Here is a 14,923-nt window from a genome sequence, read left to right as displayed (position 1 = left end):
CACTTAAGACTGATCTATTTCCGGAGAGACCCCAATGGGCTGGCTCGAATTCACCTCTGCACTGCTGTTGTTCCTGGCCAGCCACGCCATCCCCGTGCGCCCGCCGGTGCGGCCCTGGCTGGTCGCCCGCTTGGGCCTGCGCGGCTATATCATCGCCTACAGCCTGCTGTCGCTGGCTATCCTGGCCTGGCTGGTCGTGGCCGCCGCCCGCGCGCCTTATGTCGGCGTGCTGCCCTATTGGGAGGGTTTCCGCTGGGTGCCGCTGCTGGTGATGCCGCTGGCCTGCCTGCTGGCTGTGGGTGGCATGATGCGGCAGAACCCCTTCAGCTTTGGCGGGCTTGGCATCAAGCCCTTTGATCCGGCAGCCCCCGGTATCTTGGCTGTAAGCCGCCACCCGCTCCTGGCGGCGATGGCGCTTTGGGCCGGGGCGCATCTGCTGGCAAACGGCGACCTGGCGCATGTGATTCTGTTCGGCCTGTTTGCGGGCTTTGCCTGGATGGGTATGGCGCTGATCGACAAGCGCAAACAGCGCCAGATGGGGCAGGGCGAATGGCGCCGCCTCAGCCGCAACACCGCGCGGCTGAACCTCGCCCGGCTGCGGCCCTCGGGCAGCGAGGCCGCGCTTGCCGGGGCAGCGTTCCTGGCGCTTCTGCTTCTGCACGCCCCCGTCATCGGCTACCATCCGCTGCCCTGGTAGGGGTTGACCCCGGCGCCCGCATGACCACCTATGAAATGACTCGAGACTGGAGAATAAGACTGATGCACCTGGCCTATGTGATGACCGAAGAACGCGGCGCCACCGACCGTCTGCTGAGCGAGCTGGCCGAGAAACTGCAGGCCAAGGGCATCCGCCTGGCCGGTATCGTGCAGACCAATGTGGAATGCTATGACAAAGAGTTGTGCGACATGGATGTGCGGGTGCTGCCTGCGGGCGAAACCATCCGCATTTCGCAATCCCTGGGCGCGGGCGCCCGCGGCTGCCGCCTGAACCCCGAGGCGCTGGAACAGGCGGTCGGGCAAGTTTCTGGCGTGCTGCAATCAGACCCGGCGCCGCAGCTGCTGATCGTCAATAAATTCGGCAAGCACGAGGCCGATGGCCGCGGTATGCGCCCCATCATCGGCGAGGCTCTGGCGCTTGGCATCCCGGTGATTTCCGGCGTTAACAGGCTGAACGTAGAGCCGTTCCAGGCCTTTGCGGACGGTATGGCGGTGGCGGCTGGCCCGAATCTGGAGGCGCTGGTCGCCTGGGCGGAACAGGCTGTGGCTGAAACCGCCTGATCTGCAGATTACCGTTTGAAATCAGATGAAAGGCCCGCGAAGCTGATGCGGGCTTTTTGTTTTACCGCGCCGCGTGCGGCCCATTCAGCGGTTTGCTGAACCACCATCGTCCGATCTGTGATGCAGAAAGAAGATGGTGGGCGACCTAGGAATTGAACCTAGCGTGCGTCTCCGCGAGGGAGTTACAGTCCCCTGCCACACCTTGCGGCCTGTCGCCCACTGTCAGTTGCGTGTTGCACCTGATGTGGAGGCGTGATTACAAGCAGGCCAAAGGAGCGTCAACAGGAAAAACGCAAGTTTTTCACGCGCCCCGCAAATTCTTTTTGCCGGAGAGCAATATGGCTAAGAAACCCAAATGGGTCGTCGAAAAAGAGCAGGCCAAACGGGCCGCTGCAGCGGAAACCGTGTGGCTGTTCGGGCTGCATGCGGTGCGCGATGCGCTGCTGAACCCCAAGCGTGAAAAACTGCGCCTGATGGTGACCATGAACGCGCAGGCAAAACTGGCAGATGCAATTGAACAATCCGGTATCGAGGCTGAGGTTGTCGACCCGCGCAAGTTCAACCCGCCGATCGACCCGCAGTCGGTGCACCAGGGGGCAGCGCTTGAGGTGAAGCCCCTGAACTGGGGTGGGCTGGCCGAAAACTGCATCGGCGCAGAGGCGCCGCGGGTGCTGCTGCTGGACCGGGTCACTGACCCGCATAACGTTGGCGCCATCCTGCGTTCTGCAGAGGTGCTGGGCGCCAGCGCCGTGATCGGCACCCGCCACCACTCGGCGCCTGAAACCGGCGCGCTGGCCAAGACCGCCAGCGGCGCGCTGGAGCGTCAGCCCTACCTGCGGATGCGCAACCTCGCCGACACCATAACCGAACTGCAAAGCATGGGTTTCATCGTGCTGGGTCTCGATGGCGAAGCAGAACAGACCATCGAAGCCGCGCTGGCGGGCAAGCAGCACCTGCCGGTAGCCTTGGTGCTGGGCGCCGAGGGGCCGGGGCTGCGGCAAAAGACCAAGGAAACCGTGGATGGCCTGGTCAAGATCGGCGCCGCGGGCGGCTTTGGATCGCTCAATGTGTCGAACGCAGCGGCGATCGCGCTCTATGCTTCGATCGGGCGCTAAGAGCGCCGGGGCCGTCACGGGCTGATCACATCTGCGTATGCGCCCTTTGCAAGGCCCGGGTGCTGCTTCAGAGTCCTGGGACGGATTTGGAAAACGTGAATGGAGAAGAGCAAGGTGCTGCGACTGGTCCTGTTGGCTGCTGCAGTTCTGTTCCTGTCTCTGCCAGGGCTGTCCCGGGCAGAGATGGCTGTCTTTTCCTCCCGCGAAGGGGTGGCCATTGGGGGATATGACCCTGTGGCCTTCTTTGAGCAGGGGGCGGCAGAGAAGGGGCGGCGTTCCCATGCGGTGATGTGGAAGGGGGTCGTGTGGCGATTCGCTTCCGCACGGAATCAGGCCCGGTTTGAGGCTAACCCCCGTGCCTATGCACCGGTTTTTGGCGGCTACTGCGCCTATGCGATGTCCAAGGGGCTGGTGCATCAGGGAAATCCTGAGATTTGGGCGATTGTGGACGGGGAGCTGTTCCTGTTGAACAACCAGCGTGTCCACACCCTTTGGCAGGCTGATACCGTGCAGATGATCGCCAGCGCGCATGCGCATTGGCCTGCAGTGCTGCGGAAATAACCTGTCACCTCACAAAAGCGAGAGCACCCCTTTTATTTTTCCGACTGTGACCCATATTCAATACAGACTGCGGAGTGGAACCACCGCAGATCTTTTTCACTGTCCCTCGTTCCATACCTTGCGCCCGGCTTGTCCGGGCGCATTTTTATGTCCGGGCAGCGAATCCGTCTATTCTGTGCCGGATGCCGCGGCTAGGGTGCGGGCATGACAGATTACAGCGATGAGCATCTGAAGAAGGTCCTGCAAAGGGCCAAGACCGTAGCGGTGGTGGGCGTGTCGATGAACCCGGTGCGCCCCAGCTACTATGTGGCACGCTATCTGGGCCTCAAGGGCTACAGGGTGATTCCGGTGAATCCCGGCCATGCGGGCAAGATGCTGTTCGGCGAAACAGTGCGGGCCAGCCTTTCAGAAATTGACCTGCCTGTGGACATGGTCGACATCTTCCGCCGTTCCGAGGCGGTGCCGCCGATCGTGGATGAAGCGCTGGAGATTTTTCCCAAGCTGCAGACCATCTGGATGCAGATAGGGGTAGAGCACGCTGAGGCTGCCGCCAGGGCCGAGGCGCGCGGGGTGACGGTGATCCAGAACCGCTGCCCCAAGATTGAATACCAGCGCTTGTTCGGCGAATTGCGCATGGGTGGTTTTGCCACCGGCATCATTTCCTCGAAGCTCTGACGCCTGTGGCTGTTCGGGGCGCTCCCGCCCGCTGCTGGCGCCCTGAAGGGCGTCATGCGCGGTTGGGTCGGGCGCCGCTGCGCGGCGCAAAAGAACTTGCTGAGAGGCCCTGACGGGCAAGTCTGCCCGTCAGGGCCTGGCCAATTGTAATATTGAGAGCGGGCTTGGGGTCAGCCCTTGGGACGGCTGGCTTTCTCGGCAATGCCGCTGAGGCCCTGGCGTTCAGCCAGCACCTGCAGCACATCGTCCAGCGCAACATCGCGGGCGGCCAGCATCACCAGGAAATGATAAAGCACATCAGCGCCTTCCGAAGCCAGCTTGGCTTTGTCAGCCTTCACCGCCTCGATGATCGCCTCAATGGCTTCCTCGCCGAATTTCTCGGCGCATTTCTCCGGTCCCTTTGCCAGCAGCTTGGCGGTCCAGCTGCTGTCCGGATCGGCGCCCTTGCGGGACTGAATGGTGGCTTCGAGATCGTGCAGCAGGCTCATCACATGTCCCTTCAGTTCAGCCGCATCGGGATGCCGGCGGCGGCCATGTGTTCCTTGGCTTCCTGGATGGTGTATTCGCCGAAGTGGAAGATTGAGGCCGCAAGCACCGCGGATGCACCGCCTTTGGTGACGCCCTCTACCAGGTGGTCCAGATTTCCGACCCCGCCCGAGGCGATCACCGGCACGTCCACCGCGTCCGAAATCGCCTTGGTCAGGGGCAGGTTGAATCCGGATTTGGTGCCGTCCCGGTCCATCGAGGTGAGCAGGATTTCTCCCGCGCCCTTTGCTGTTACGGTGCGGGCAAACTCCACCGCGTCGATGCCGGTGGGTTTGCGGCCGCCATGGGTGAAAATCTCCCAACGGCCCGGCTCGACAGTCTTGGCGTCGATGGCGCAGACGATGCACTGGCTGCCGAACTGATCCGCGGCCTCGGCAATCACATCCGGGTTGGCCACCGCAGCGGAATTGAACGAGACCTTGTCGGCGCCCGCCAGCAGAAGCGCCCGCACATCATCTTTGGTGCGCACCCCGCCGCCCACGGTCAGCGGCACAAAGCACTGCTCGGCGGTGCGCCGCACCACGTCGAACATGGTGCCGCGGTTTTCATGGGTCGCGTGAATGTCGAGAAAGCAGATCTCATCCGCGCCGGCAGCATCATAGGCCTTGGCCGATTCCACCGGATCGCCCGCATCGCGCAAGCCGACAAAGTTGACGCCCTTGACCACACGCCCATCGGCGACGTCGAGACAGGGAATGATACGGGTTTTCAGCATGGGGATCCGCCTTTTGCTCCTTGCGCCCGTGGGTACGCAATGACTGCCAAAAGCGCAACAGATATGGCTGCGGCTGCGCGTTTTGGTCCGGGGCGGGCTTATGTTACCCTGCCAGACAGCACCGCCGCAGTCAGTCAGATACCGCCAATGCCGCAAACGTGACTTGCCTGTTTGCGCCCGCTGCCTTGTTTTCACCGCATCGCCTCACATTTTGGAGCAGCTGTTATGATGAAAAACCTTATCCTTACCGGAGCCATCGCCCTCATGTCTGCATTGCCCGCCGCTGCCGAATTGATCAATGTGCCAAGCCAGAAACCCGTGGCGGAAACCATGGACGCGCTGCAGGCCGCTGTTGAGGGCGCAGGCGCCACCGTCTTTGCCCGGGTGGATCATGCCGCGGGCGCGCAAAAGGCGGAACTGGCGCTGAAGCCGTCCCAGCTGCTGATTTTCGGCAACCCCAAGCTGGGCACCCCGGCGATGCAGGCGGACATGCGCGCCGGGCTCTATCTGCCGCTTAAGGTGCTGGCGTATGAGGATGCGGATGGCCAGGTCTGGGTGACCTATGAGGATCCGGCTGAGATGCTTTCGGGCCTCGATATCCCCGCTGACGCCGGGTTCATTGCCAAGATGCAGGGCGCTCTGGGCAAGCTGACGGCTGCTGCCGCGCAATAACCCCGAAGGCCGCCTGCAGGCCGCCCCGTGCCTTACCGGCGCGGGCGGGACCGGTAGCGGTCGATCACGGCTGCAATCGCCCACAACAGCCCGGCGCCCATGGTGACCGGGCCGAAGATCAGCGGCCCCCAGGCGGCAAAGACCCCCATGGTATAGGCGGTCTCGCCCAGGTCGCGGCCCAGCACCACGCAGGGGTTGGCAAAGCCTTCGTGGATTTCGCAATCAAAGCCGGCTCCCAGCAGTACCACAAAGGCAATACACAGCAGCCACAGGACAATCGGGCCTATGGTGAGGACGGCAAGGATGCGGCGGACGAGGCGCATAGGCTTTCCCTTCGCCGGGACGGCGTCAGGCTTTCAGAACCGCCAGCGCCTCTTTCAGGTCAATGGCCCCATCATAGAGCGCCCGGCCTGAAATCGCGCCGTTCAAAGGCGCGCCGCAGGATTTCAGCGCCGTGAGGTCGTCCAGCGAGGACACGCCGCCGGATGCAATCACCGGGATGCTTACCGCATTTGCCAGACCGGCGGTGGCCTCGACATTCGGGCCCTTCATCGCGCCGTCGCGCAGGATGTCGGTATAGATGATCGCGGCAACGCCGGCGTCCTCAAAGGATTTGGCGAGGTCGGTGACCATCACGTCGGTTTCCTCGGCCCAGCCCTTGGTTGCGACCTTGCCGTTGCGGGCGTCGATGCCGACCGCCACCTTGCCAGGGAATTCCCGCGCCGCTTCGCGCACCAGATCCGGGTTTTCCACCGCCACGGTGCCCAGGATGACCCGGGCCAGGCCCTTGCCGATCCAGCGCTCGATGGTTGCCATGTCGCGGATACCGCCACCCAGCTGCGCGGGCACCTTGGTCTGCTTCAGGATCTCCTCGACCGGCACGGCGTTGACCGGCTCGCCGGCAAAGGCGCCATTGAGGTCCACCAGATGCAGCCACTCACAGCCCGCCTCGACAAACTCCAGCGCCTGCGCGGCGGGGTTGTCATTGAACACTGTGGTCTTGTCCATCTCGCCATGCAGCAGGCGCACGGCCTGGCCGTCTTTGAGGTCAATCGCGGGGTAGAGGATCATCCGGGCGGTCCTTCGTGAAATCAAGCTGGCGGTGTTTTGCACAACGTAAGGGCAGATTGCAACGCGACCCGAAGTCAACCTTGCCTCAAAGAAGGCATCAGGGACAGGCTGCCTGAAAACAGGGAGGAAATGGAATGAAACATCTACTGGCAGGCATTGCCGTGGCCTTGGGGCTGGCAGGTGCAGCTGCGGCGGACCCGGTTCTGGGTGTTTGGAAAACCGAACCCGATGACGGCTCCTATGCCCACATCCAGATGGCGAAATGCGGCGCCGCGGTTTGCGGCAAAATCGCCCGCACCTTCAACAGCGATGGTGAGTACCAGTCCCCGAACATTGGCAAGACGCTGGTGATCGACATGGTGCCAAACGGCGACGGCTCTTACGAGGGCAAGGTCTGGCGGCCCTCCAACGACAAGATCTACATCGGCAAGATGGATCTGGCGGGCAGCTCCTTGGCCTTGCGGGGCTGCGTTGCGGGCGGGCTGATCTGCTCGAAACAAACCTGGACCCGCGTCGAATAAGCCTAAAGCAGCCCCAGCTGCACCGGGATCGGCGCATAGCCGCGTTTCAGCTGCCGGTCCCGGAAGCGTTCGAAAATCGCCTGCGCTTCTGCCTGACCGGCAAAATACGTGCGCTTCTGCACCCCGCCCGGCGCGTTCAGCGGCCCGGATACACGCTCAACACACCAGTCGCCGAACAGGGTCGGCGTCAGGCTCAGCAGGCAATAGCGGTGCTTGCCTTCGGCGTGGTCGTATTTCTCGAAACGGATGTGCAATGGGGGCTGCCGCAGTGACAAAAGGTCCGCCCCGTATGCAACGAAGCGGACCCCTTGTCTATTGTTCAATCCGGCGAATTGCACTGGCCCCAGCGGCAGCTGTAACGCTTACACCTCACCGGTGTATTCGCCGCGCGCCGGGTAGTTGTTGGGGATGGCAAAATCCAGTGCCGCCACCAGTTCCGCGAAATGCGGGCGCACGAAAGGCATGGTCTGCACCGAGCCGTAATAGAGCGTCTGCTCCGGTGTTACCAGGAACAGGCCGGGCTCTGAGAACAGCGCAGGCTCCTCGATCCCGATAGAGGTCTTGCCGCGCGAGGTGGAGATATAAAGCCCCCATTCCTTGGCCACGGTGAGCGGCAGGTCGTAGCCGAACCGCAGTTCCTTGGCCTCGATCTTGCCGGCCATTGCACGTGTGCGCTCCTCGCCGTCAGAACTGATGGCGATGCAGTTGACACCGCGTTCGGCAAAGGCCGGAACCTTCTTCTCGAACTCCTTCAGATAGGTCGCGCAGATCGGGCAATGCAAGCCGCGGTAAAAGCAGATCACAGTGCCGCGCTCGGCGGTTTCCGCAGACAGGTTAAACTGCCCATGGTCCAGCGTCGGCAGGGTCAGGTCCGGGGTTTTCTGGCGGGGGATCAGCATGTTTTTGGTCCTTATGAATGATGTGAGTGGTGGTTCTTGCCCAAAGGTATCGCCCAGTTTACTGTTGTATAAATCCGAAAAACCTGATGGAAACTCCGAAATCATGGATCGCCTCACCACATTGATGGACCGCTTCCAGCTCACCGTGCAGGCCGCTGCCCCGGGCGAGGCCAATTTGATCGCGCTGGCCGATGCAGCAGGGGAGCCGGTGCAGATTCTTTACCGCACACGCGGCCCATTGGCGGTTCCTGCTCCGGGGGCGGTCATGTGGGCGGCGCGGGTGGAATGGTCGGGGCAAAGCAATCCGTTCCTGGCCGCATTGCCGCCGGTGGTGGAATATGACGTTTCCAGCAATGCCGAGGCGCAGGGGCTGGTACGGCTGATGCGGGACGAAGCAGAGGGGTGGCATTGCGGCGCGCAATCGGTGATCAACCGGCTGGGCGAGGTGCTGATGGTGCGCCTGTTGCGCAATCAGATCCAAAGGGGCGCGACAGAGCCGGGACTGCTGGCGGGCCTCGCCGACCCGCGCCTCAGCCGCGCCATCGTGGCAATGCACGACCATCCGGGCCGCCTCTGGACCAACGCCGACCTGGCGCAGGAGGCGGGGCTGTCGCTGTCACGCTTTGCGGAACTCTTCGCGGCTGAGGTCGGCGAAACCCCAATCGGCTACTTGCGCCGCTGGCGGCTGATCCTGGCGCATCAGGATCTTGTGCGCGGCGATAGGGTGGAGGCGGTGGCCCGCCGCTACGCCTATACCAGCCCCGAAGGCTTCACCCGCGCTTTCCGCAAGGCCTATGGCGTCGCGCCGGTGTCACTACGCTCCGCTGCGGCCTAGATGCTCCAGGCTTCTTCTTTGTCTAAATGCTCAAAGCAGAAGGCAACGGCGCGCAAGCGCCGTCCCCTTACGGTTTCCAGGTCAGGAAGTTGCCGATCATTCTCAGGCCCGTGGCCTGGCTTTTCTCCGGGTGGAACTGCATGCCCAGCATCGTGTCCCGGCCAATGACAGCCGTGACATCTCCGGCGTAATCCACATGCGCCAGCCGCTCCGCCGGGTTTGCCACGCGGAAATGGTAGGAGTGCACAAAATACACGTGATCGCCGCTTTGGATGCCGTCAAAGACCGGGTGCGCATGGTCGATCACCAGATCGTTCCAGCCCATATGCGGCACCTTCAGCGACGCATCCGCGGGTTCGATCTTCACCACATCGCCGCCAACCCAGCCGAGGCCCGGTGTCTCTTCATACTCATGCCCGGTGGTCGCCATCAGCTGCATGCCGACGCAGATGCCCAGGAACGGACGGCCCTTCTGCTCCACCGCTTCGACCATGGCGTCATAGATGCCCTTGTGGCCGCGCAGCTCCGCCGCGCAAGCCGGAAAGGCACCATCGCCGGGCAGCACCAGCCGGTCGGCGCGGGCCACCACATCGGCGTCAGAGGTCACCACGACCTCGCCCGCGTCCATCTCCCGCGCCATGCGCTGAAAGGCTTTCTCGGCAGAGTGCAGGTTGCCGGAATCGTAGTCGATAATCGCGGTCAGCATCTTAGAGTGCGCCCTTGGTCGACGGGATCGCATCCGCCTTGCGCGGATCGGTCTCCACTGCCAGCCGCAACGCACGGGCGACCGCCTTGAAGGCCGCCTCGGCGATGTGGTGGCTGTTGAACCCGTGCAGCTGGTCGATGTGCAGGGTGATGCCGCCGTGAGTGCTGAGCGCCTGGAAAAACTCCCGCACCAGCTCAGTGTCAAACGTGCCTATCTTCTGGGTCGGCAGCTCCACATTCCATATCAGGAAGGGGCGCGCCGACAGGTCCAGCGCACAGCGCACCTGGGTGTCGTCCATCGGCAGGTGGCACTCGCCATAGCGGCGGATGCCCTTCTTGTCCCCCAGCGCCTGCACCAGCGCCTGACCCAGCGCGATGCCGGTGTCCTCCACCGTGTGGTGGTCGTCGATGTGGTAATCGCCCTTGGCGCGGATGGTCATGTCAATCAGCGAATGGCGCGCCAGCTGGTCCAGCATATGGTCGAAAAAGCCAACCCCGGTCTGGTTGTCATAGACCCCGGTGCCATCCAGGTTGATCTCAACCGAGATATCGGTTTCCGCGGTCTTGCGGGTCACTTTGGCGGTACGCATCAGCGGCTTATCCTTCGTCATGCTGCAGGAATTCAAATTCTGCCTGGGCGCTTATAGGGCGGGCAGGGGGCATGGCTCAAGTGCGGCATTGTGCATGGGGGCAACCTGTTGCAGCAATCCAGGCATGATCCCGGTCTCTTGCGCCTGCCTGCGCCGCGTGCGAGCTTGGCGAAATTCCGTGACCATTCAAAAGGGCCGCCCATGTCCACCTGCGTCTTTGTCCAGATCCGCTGCAAGCCCGGCACCACTTACAAGGTGGCCGAGGAAATCGCCCTGCGCGAAATCCACTCCGAGCTTTATTCCACCAGCGGCAACTTTGACCTCTTGATGAAGCTCTACATCCCCTCAGGTGAAGACGTCGGCAAATTTATCAATGACCAGCTGCTGCAAATCGATGGGATCGAACGGTCGCTGACCACGATGACCTACAAGGTGTTTTGACGGCTGCCCCCTCCCGCCCCGAACAAGCGGGAGGGGAGAGCAATCAAAAGATGAAATCGGAGGCGTCGATTGGAACGTTGCTGCCTCCGAGGATGAGAATGCTGGTGCTGCCGTAGGTGATTTCCAGATCATTCCCGTCCGAGGTTAGCGTCAGATCGGCAAAACTGGTGACGCCATGATAGTCGATTTCGATCCGGTCCTTGCCATCGGACCAATTCTCGATGGTGTCGCTGCCCAGATTGCCGCCATTGAAGACAAACACGTCCCGGCCGGACTGGCCGCGCAGGATATCGTTGCCCTTTCCGCCTTCCAGCCGGTCGTCCCCGCCGCCGCCAGTCAAACGGTCATTCCCCGCGGATCCAACCAGCGTGTCATCGCCCTTGCCGCCCGACAGCGTGTCGCGGCCGCCGCCTCCGATCAGGCTGTCAGCGCCTCTGCCGCCAAGGATCTTGTCCCTGCCGCCGCCGCCCCACAGCTTGTCATTGCCCTGCCGCCCGTCAATCTTGTCGTTCCCGCCAAAGCCATTGAACTTGTCGCGTTTGCCGCCGCCCTGAAATTCATCCCGCCCGCTGAACACCTGCTTCAGAAGCTGGACGTTGTCCCGGTTGCTTTCCGTGGCCGAGACCCGGAAAAAATCGGCGGCGTCGATATTCAGCCCTGTCGCGGTTGAGGTGAAATCCGCCCCGGTTTCGGTTACATCGGTGATCAGCCCGCTGCTGGGCGTTGCCAGTGTTGTGCCGAACAGGGTGATATCGGTGAATTGCAGATCGGTGCCGCTGTAGACATCCGGTGCGGGATCGGGGATCGGAGGGGCGCCGGGGATGGGGGTGGAAATGTCCCGGACCAGCGAAAACCCCGTGCTGGACGTGCCGGTGACGCTTGCCCCCAGCTGAAACTGAAAGGACAGCCAGCCCAGGCCGCCGCCGGCCTGATCCGTTCGCGTATTTCCATTGACGACAAATTTTACCATGGAACACCTTTTGATTTGAATGATTAGGTGTTCACTGCTCCCTGGCTGCAATTCACGGGGAAAATGCGCCGCAAAGTTTCATCGCTCCACTGCGGCGCATCTTTTCCGCCGGGCTTACTGTGCAATCAGCCCCTTGTCCCACAGCTCCGCATAAGCCGCATCAATCGCGGTCCTCATCCGCGCCAGCATGTCATCGACCTCATCCTTGGTGATGATGATCGGCGGGCACAGAGCCACCGCATTGCCTGCAACCGCCCGGATGATCAGCCCGTTGGCCTCGCAGGCCTTCTGCGCAGCAGCCCCCGCCGCGCCCTTATCAAAGCTGGCGCCGGTGGTCTTGTTCGATACCAGCTCCAGCGCTGCGATCAGGCCCTTGCCGCGGACCTCACCGACCAGCGGATGAGCGGTGAAGATCTCGCGCAGCTGCGCCTGCATATAGGCGCCCACCTCGGCGGCGTGCTCAAACAGGTTGTCGCGCTCATAGATCTCCAGCGTCTTCAGCGCCGCCGCACAGGCCGCCGGGTGGCCCGAATAGGTATAGCCGTGACCGAACACGCCAACCTCATTGGTCTGGGCGATCATTGCCTCATACATGTATCCCGGAATGACCGAGGCCGAGATCGGGAAATAGGCTGAGCTCAGCTGCTTGGCAAAGGTCATCAGGTCCGGCTTGATGCCCATGGTGGTACAGCCGAAATCAGCCCCGGTGCGGCCAAAACCGCAGATCACCTCATCCGCCCAGACCAGAATGCCATGCTTGCGCAATAGCGCCTGCAGCTTCTCGTAATAGCCCTCCGGCGGCACGATCACACCGGAGGCGCCGGTGATCGGCTCGACAATCATCGCCGCAATTGTATCCGGGTCTTCCGCCAGGATCTGTTGTTCCAGGTTATTGATGATCCGGTCGACGAACTGCTCTTCGGTCTCGTTGCCCTGGCGGCCGGTGTAGTAATGCGGTGAATCCGAGCGCAGGATCGACAGCGCCTCCAGCGGTGCGTCGAAATGGGCCAGGTTTGCAGGCAGCGAGGTTAGAGAGCCAGCCGCCACTGTCACCCCGTGATAACCGCGCTCCCGGGTGATGATCTTGCGCTTCTCCGGCTTGCCGATGGCGTTGAAGTAATAGCGCAGCATCTTGTAGTGGGTGTCATTGGCGTCGGATCCGGAGTTGCCAAAGAAGATATAGGCATCCTCCACCGGCACCATCGCCTTCAGCTTCTCGGCCAGTTCCATGATCGGTTCATGGGTCTTGCCGCCAAAGGTGTGCGAGAACGGCAGCTTGTGCAGCTGTTCGGTGATCGCGTCCATCACCTCGGTATTGCTGTAACCCAGAGAGGTGCACCACAGGCCGGCCAGCCCCTCGATGTATTTGTTGCCCTTCGTGTCATAGACATAGATGCCTTCGCCGCGGTCCAGGCACAGCTGCTCGGTCGCGGTGAAATTGGTAGTGGGATAGATGACTGGGGCCATGGCCAAACTCCTCCAATGGTCCGCCGGGAGGGGCGGAATCGCTGTTGCGCCCAGCATTGGCGGGAAAGCACAGCTGCGTCAAAAGGAATTTGATCATATTCATGGCGCAGGATTGGAAAAAGCGAAAGGCCGCCCCGAAGGGCGGCCTGTCCGTTTCCCGATGGAGCGGGCGATGAGATTCGAACTCACGACCCTTACCTTGGCAAGGTAATGCTCTACCCCTGAGCTACGCCCGCGCTGCCATCCGGTGACGCGGTGAATAGGAAATCCAGGCGCGGGCCGCAAGCGGAAAATGACGGTCCGGTGAAGAAAAAGCCGCCGATGCTGTGATGCACAAAAGCGAAAGGCCGCCCCGGAGGACGGCCTTTTCCGCTTTCGAATGGAGCGGGCGATGAGATTCGAACTCACGACCCTTACCTTGGCAAGGTAATGCTCTACCCCTGAGCTACGCCCGCGCTGCCATTCGGTGAGGCGGTGTTTAGGATTTTCCCAATCAAGCCGCAAGAGGAAATTTTCGAAACTGCGCAAGTATCTGTGGATAAGCGTTATTCCTCCGTTTTGAGGAACTCCGTGAGGCGGACTTCCAGTGCAGCAATATCTTTGGTCTCGCATTCCCAGATGGTCAGCACCTGCCAGCCCGCGTCCTGCAGCGCGGCCAGATGCTCCGTATCGCGCTCGACATTGCGCCGCAGCTTCGGCTCCCAGTAGTCGCGGCGGCTGGCCGGGATGCGCCCGTCGCGGCAGGTATGGAGATGCCAGAAACAGCCGTGTACGAATATCACCTTGCGCCGCGGCCCAAACACCAGATCGGGTTTGCCGGGCAGGTCCTTGCGGTGCAGCCGGTAGCGGTAGCCCATCCCATGCACCAGCCGCCGCACCAGCATCTCCGGCTTGGTGTGCTTGGCGCGAATCTTGGCCATATTGGCACTGCGCCGTTCCGGTGTCAGGGTGTCGGCCATTCCACATGGTGCCTGGATTGTTCCACCATGCGGGCATGGTAGCCGCTTTCAATCCGGCAGGAAACAAAGGCGCTGGCCGGGCAGGGCGGCAGCCCCAGCGCTTTGATCAGCTGGGCATCCTTCTGCCCCTCCAGCAGTACGATCTGCTCGCGCGCCAGAATGTCCCGGGTGCCGTGGCCGCCATCAGCGCGGATCCGGCGCATGAAGTCCTTTTGCTGCGCCACCGCCTCCACCACGTCGCGGGGAACCGAGCGGCCCTGGATCAGCCGGAATAGACGCGCCATGCGCTCGTTGCCGGTCTCTCCTGCAAAGATCTGCTCCACCGCCGCCTCATCCGCGGTGCGCCAGAAATTGGCGGGGTAGGGCTGATCCTTCAAGAGCCACAGGATATGGCGGAACCCCTCGGCGGAAATGCTGCGCTTGGCATCCTTGTTCTGGCCTTGGGTCAAATGCTCCGGCCGGGCCACGATCAGCCCCAGATAGCAGCGCGCCCGTACCTCATCCGCCGCGACCAGCAGGCAAGCGCAGTCCAGTGCCTCGGTGGGGATCATCCAGTTGCTGCCCATGGTGTGTTTGATGTCCACGTCCTGGCCAAGGATCTCTGTATCCAGCCGGCCTTTGCGCAGTTTCAACAGTGCCCGCAGCTCGATCTCCACCCGGGTGCCGATATAGGTCTTTTCAGTCTTCTCCAATTCCTCGTAGGCACGCCGCCCGGTCTTGGGTGTCATGATCACATCGTCGATGCATTGGCGCAGCATCTGCGGCACATCGTATTCCAGCGCTAAAGCGCCGCCCGCACGGGTGGCGATCTCTTCGGCCAGCGGGAAGAGGCGGCCGAAGTCGGGATGGCCCGGCAGGACCAGGCTGTCAGGGAGCTTTTGTTTCATGGAGAGGAACTTTGTT

At 62.2% G+C, this 14,923-nt stretch carries 21 protein-coding genes and 3 tRNA genes; 9 read left to right on the top strand and 15 right to left on the bottom strand.

Annotation, left to right across the window (positions count from 1 at the left end):
- Window positions 1-34 precede the first annotated feature (34 nt).
- Together ACXAEK_RS18960 and ACXAEK_RS18955 are read left to right on the top strand one after the other, a co-directional pair.
- Entirely contained in the window at window positions 35-697 is a 663-nt protein-coding gene (locus ACXAEK_RS18960) for an NnrU family protein (protein ID WP_475044283.1), read from the top strand.
- A 62-nt stretch (window positions 698-759) separates the two neighbouring features.
- Window positions 760-1,278: a DUF2478 domain-containing protein gene (locus tag ACXAEK_RS18955; RefSeq protein WP_475045312.1), complete on the top strand. Its 519-nt coding sequence runs from the start codon at window positions 760-762 to the stop codon at window positions 1,276-1,278.
- Window positions 1,279-1,412: 134 nt separating this feature from the next.
- Here ACXAEK_RS18955 and ACXAEK_RS18950 read toward each other — a convergent pair.
- Window positions 1,413-1,496, bottom strand: a tRNA-Tyr gene (locus tag ACXAEK_RS18950).
- 120 nt (window positions 1,497-1,616) lie between these two features.
- On the opposite strand from ACXAEK_RS18950, the gene rlmB reads away from it, so the two are divergent.
- From rlmB to ACXAEK_RS18935, 3 genes are all read left to right on the top strand, one after another.
- Window positions 1,617-2,393, top strand: coding sequence for a 23S rRNA (guanosine(2251)-2'-O)-methyltransferase RlmB (rlmB, locus tag ACXAEK_RS18945; protein ID WP_475044282.1), 777 nt, complete (start codon window positions 1,617-1,619; stop codon window positions 2,391-2,393).
- 99 nt (window positions 2,394-2,492) lie between these two features.
- Window positions 2,493-2,954 (top strand): YHS domain-containing (seleno)protein, encoded by a 462-nt coding sequence (locus tag ACXAEK_RS18940; RefSeq protein WP_475044280.1) that lies wholly within the window; start codon window positions 2,493-2,495, stop codon window positions 2,952-2,954.
- A gap of 204 nt (window positions 2,955-3,158) precedes the next feature.
- Window positions 3,159-3,629, top strand: a complete 471-nt coding sequence (locus ACXAEK_RS18935; protein WP_475044279.1) for a CoA-binding protein — start codon at window positions 3,159-3,161, stop codon at window positions 3,627-3,629.
- 170 nt (window positions 3,630-3,799) lie between these two features.
- Here the strand turns inward: ACXAEK_RS18935 and ACXAEK_RS18930 are convergent, their stop codons facing one another.
- The gene (locus tag ACXAEK_RS18930; RefSeq protein WP_475044277.1) at window positions 3,800-4,117 is read right to left on the bottom strand and encodes a phosphoribosyl-ATP diphosphatase; all 318 of its coding nucleotides are present in this window, start codon (window positions 4,115-4,117) and stop codon (window positions 3,800-3,802) included.
- 11 nt (window positions 4,118-4,128) lie between these two features.
- Window positions 4,129-4,890, bottom strand: coding sequence for an imidazole glycerol phosphate synthase subunit HisF (hisF, locus tag ACXAEK_RS18925; RefSeq protein WP_475044276.1), 762 nt, complete (start codon window positions 4,888-4,890; stop codon window positions 4,129-4,131).
- A gap of 225 nt (window positions 4,891-5,115) precedes the next feature.
- Here hisF and ACXAEK_RS18920 point away from each other — a divergent pair, with 225 nt between their 5' ends.
- Window positions 5,116-5,562, top strand: a complete 447-nt coding sequence (locus tag ACXAEK_RS18920; protein ID WP_475044274.1) for a DUF302 domain-containing protein — start codon at window positions 5,116-5,118, stop codon at window positions 5,560-5,562.
- A gap of 32 nt (window positions 5,563-5,594) precedes the next feature.
- Here the strand turns inward: ACXAEK_RS18920 and ACXAEK_RS18915 are convergent, their stop codons facing one another.
- Window positions 5,595-5,885 (bottom strand): hypothetical protein, encoded by a 291-nt coding sequence (locus ACXAEK_RS18915; protein ID WP_475044272.1) that lies wholly within the window; start codon window positions 5,883-5,885, stop codon window positions 5,595-5,597.
- 25 nt (window positions 5,886-5,910) lie between these two features.
- A complete protein-coding gene (hisA, locus tag ACXAEK_RS18910) occupies window positions 5,911-6,633 on the bottom strand; it encodes a 1-(5-phosphoribosyl)-5-[(5-phosphoribosylamino)methylideneamino]imidazole-4-carboxamide isomerase (protein WP_475044270.1) in 723 nt (240 codons plus the stop codon).
- Window positions 6,634-6,767: 134 nt separating this feature from the next.
- On the opposite strand from hisA, the gene ACXAEK_RS18905 reads away from it, so the two are divergent.
- The gene (locus ACXAEK_RS18905) at window positions 6,768-7,154 is read left to right on the top strand and encodes a DUF2147 domain-containing protein (RefSeq protein WP_475044268.1); all 387 of its coding nucleotides are present in this window, start codon (window positions 6,768-6,770) and stop codon (window positions 7,152-7,154) included.
- Between the two features lie 2 nt (window positions 7,155-7,156).
- Here ACXAEK_RS18905 and ACXAEK_RS18900 read toward each other — a convergent pair whose 3' ends face one another.
- Window positions 7,157-7,408, bottom strand: coding sequence for a WGR domain-containing protein (locus tag ACXAEK_RS18900; RefSeq protein WP_475044266.1), 252 nt, complete (start codon window positions 7,406-7,408; stop codon window positions 7,157-7,159).
- Between the two features lie 108 nt (window positions 7,409-7,516).
- Window positions 7,517-8,053 (bottom strand): peroxiredoxin-like family protein, encoded by a 537-nt coding sequence (locus ACXAEK_RS18895; protein ID WP_475044264.1) that lies wholly within the window; start codon window positions 8,051-8,053, stop codon window positions 7,517-7,519.
- A 103-nt stretch (window positions 8,054-8,156) separates the two neighbouring features.
- On the opposite strand from ACXAEK_RS18895, the gene ACXAEK_RS18890 reads away from it, so the two are divergent.
- Window positions 8,157-8,888 (top strand): helix-turn-helix transcriptional regulator, encoded by a 732-nt coding sequence (locus ACXAEK_RS18890; protein WP_475044262.1) that lies wholly within the window; start codon window positions 8,157-8,159, stop codon window positions 8,886-8,888.
- 67 nt (window positions 8,889-8,955) lie between these two features.
- Here the strand turns inward: ACXAEK_RS18890 and hisH are convergent, their stop codons facing one another.
- Both hisH and hisB read right to left on the bottom strand, forming a co-directional pair.
- Window positions 8,956-9,594, bottom strand: a complete 639-nt coding sequence (gene hisH / locus ACXAEK_RS18885; RefSeq protein WP_475044259.1) for an imidazole glycerol phosphate synthase subunit HisH — start codon at window positions 9,592-9,594, stop codon at window positions 8,956-8,958.
- Window position 9,595: 1 nt separating this feature from the next.
- The gene (gene hisB, locus ACXAEK_RS18880; RefSeq protein ID WP_475044257.1) at window positions 9,596-10,183 is read right to left on the bottom strand and encodes an imidazoleglycerol-phosphate dehydratase HisB; all 588 of its coding nucleotides are present in this window, start codon (window positions 10,181-10,183) and stop codon (window positions 9,596-9,598) included.
- Between the two features lie 201 nt (window positions 10,184-10,384).
- Between hisB and ACXAEK_RS18875 the strand changes: the two genes are divergently transcribed.
- On the top strand, window positions 10,385-10,624 hold the full coding sequence (locus ACXAEK_RS18875) for an Lrp/AsnC family transcriptional regulator (RefSeq protein WP_475044255.1): 240 nt from the start codon (window positions 10,385-10,387) through the stop codon (window positions 10,622-10,624).
- Window positions 10,625-10,667: 43 nt separating this feature from the next.
- Here ACXAEK_RS18875 and ACXAEK_RS18870 read toward each other — a convergent pair whose 3' ends face one another.
- The 6 genes from ACXAEK_RS18870 to ACXAEK_RS18845 form a co-directional block, all read right to left on the bottom strand.
- Entirely contained in the window at window positions 10,668-11,594 is a 927-nt protein-coding gene (locus tag ACXAEK_RS18870) for a calcium-binding protein (protein ID WP_475044253.1), read from the bottom strand.
- Window positions 11,595-11,708: 114 nt separating this feature from the next.
- Window positions 11,709-13,061, bottom strand: coding sequence for an aminotransferase (locus ACXAEK_RS18865; RefSeq protein WP_475044251.1), 1,353 nt, complete (start codon window positions 13,059-13,061; stop codon window positions 11,709-11,711).
- A 161-nt stretch (window positions 13,062-13,222) separates the two neighbouring features.
- Window positions 13,223-13,297: transfer RNA gene (locus ACXAEK_RS18860), tRNA-Gly, on the bottom strand.
- Window positions 13,298-13,441: 144 nt separating this feature from the next.
- Window positions 13,442-13,516: transfer RNA gene (locus ACXAEK_RS18855), tRNA-Gly, on the bottom strand.
- A gap of 90 nt (window positions 13,517-13,606) precedes the next feature.
- Window positions 13,607-14,020 (bottom strand): very short patch repair endonuclease, encoded by a 414-nt coding sequence (locus tag ACXAEK_RS18850; protein ID WP_475044249.1) that lies wholly within the window; start codon window positions 14,018-14,020, stop codon window positions 13,607-13,609.
- Window positions 14,005-14,907 (bottom strand): NaeI family type II restriction endonuclease, encoded by a 903-nt coding sequence (locus ACXAEK_RS18845; protein ID WP_475044247.1) that lies wholly within the window; start codon window positions 14,905-14,907, stop codon window positions 14,005-14,007. The genes ACXAEK_RS18850 and ACXAEK_RS18845 overlap by 16 nt, the downstream gene beginning before the upstream one ends.
- Window positions 14,908-14,923: the final 16 nt, after the last annotated feature.

The sequence above is a fragment of the Leisingera sp. ABM4_101 genome (assembly GCF_056158725.1).
Note: the sequence above shows the minus strand (reverse complement) of the source record. Positions and strands in the feature narration are given on the sequence as shown.

What these genes read in the sequence shown, in the direction of transcription:
- ACXAEK_RS18875 (WP_475044255.1), top strand. Translation starts at nt 10,385, where the DNA reads ATGTCCACCTGCGTCTTTGTCCAGATCCGCTGCAAGCCCGGCACCACT.
- ACXAEK_RS18850 (WP_475044249.1), bottom strand. Translation starts at nt 14,020, where the DNA reads ATGGCCGACACCCTGACACCGGAACGGCGCAGTGCCAATATGGCCAAG.
- ACXAEK_RS18940 (WP_475044280.1), top strand. Translation starts at nt 2,493, where the DNA reads ATGGAGAAGAGCAAGGTGCTGCGACTGGTCCTGTTGGCTGCTGCAGTT.
- ACXAEK_RS18845 (WP_475044247.1), bottom strand. Translation starts at nt 14,907, where the DNA reads ATGAAACAAAAGCTCCCTGACAGCCTGGTCCTGCCGGGCCATCCCGAC.
- ACXAEK_RS18920 (WP_475044274.1), top strand. Translation starts at nt 5,116, where the DNA reads ATGATGAAAAACCTTATCCTTACCGGAGCCATCGCCCTCATGTCTGCA.
- ACXAEK_RS18915 (WP_475044272.1), bottom strand. Translation starts at nt 5,885, where the DNA reads ATGCGCCTCGTCCGCCGCATCCTTGCCGTCCTCACCATAGGCCCGATT.
- hisF (WP_475044276.1), bottom strand. Translation starts at nt 4,890, where the DNA reads ATGCTGAAAACCCGTATCATTCCCTGTCTCGACGTCGCCGATGGGCGT.
- rlmB (WP_475044282.1), top strand. Translation starts at nt 1,617, where the DNA reads ATGGCTAAGAAACCCAAATGGGTCGTCGAAAAAGAGCAGGCCAAACGG.
- ACXAEK_RS18905 (WP_475044268.1), top strand. Translation starts at nt 6,768, where the DNA reads ATGAAACATCTACTGGCAGGCATTGCCGTGGCCTTGGGGCTGGCAGGT.
- ACXAEK_RS18960 (WP_475044283.1), top strand. Translation starts at nt 35, where the DNA reads ATGGGCTGGCTCGAATTCACCTCTGCACTGCTGTTGTTCCTGGCCAGC.
- hisB (WP_475044257.1), bottom strand. Translation starts at nt 10,183, where the DNA reads ATGCGTACCGCCAAAGTGACCCGCAAGACCGCGGAAACCGATATCTCG.
- ACXAEK_RS18890 (WP_475044262.1), top strand. Translation starts at nt 8,157, where the DNA reads ATGGATCGCCTCACCACATTGATGGACCGCTTCCAGCTCACCGTGCAG.
- hisH (WP_475044259.1), bottom strand. Translation starts at nt 9,594, where the DNA reads ATGCTGACCGCGATTATCGACTACGATTCCGGCAACCTGCACTCTGCC.
- ACXAEK_RS18935 (WP_475044279.1), top strand. Translation starts at nt 3,159, where the DNA reads ATGACAGATTACAGCGATGAGCATCTGAAGAAGGTCCTGCAAAGGGCC.
- ACXAEK_RS18870 (WP_475044253.1), bottom strand. Translation starts at nt 11,594, where the DNA reads ATGGTAAAATTTGTCGTCAATGGAAATACGCGAACGGATCAGGCCGGC.
- ACXAEK_RS18895 (WP_475044264.1), bottom strand. Translation starts at nt 8,053, where the DNA reads ATGCTGATCCCCCGCCAGAAAACCCCGGACCTGACCCTGCCGACGCTG.
- ACXAEK_RS18930 (WP_475044277.1), bottom strand. Translation starts at nt 4,117, where the DNA reads ATGAGCCTGCTGCACGATCTCGAAGCCACCATTCAGTCCCGCAAGGGC.
- ACXAEK_RS18955 (WP_475045312.1), top strand. Translation starts at nt 760, where the DNA reads ATGCACCTGGCCTATGTGATGACCGAAGAACGCGGCGCCACCGACCGT.
- ACXAEK_RS18865 (WP_475044251.1), bottom strand. Translation starts at nt 13,061, where the DNA reads ATGGCCCCAGTCATCTATCCCACTACCAATTTCACCGCGACCGAGCAG.
- hisA (WP_475044270.1), bottom strand. Translation starts at nt 6,633, where the DNA reads ATGATCCTCTACCCCGCGATTGACCTCAAAGACGGCCAGGCCGTGCGC.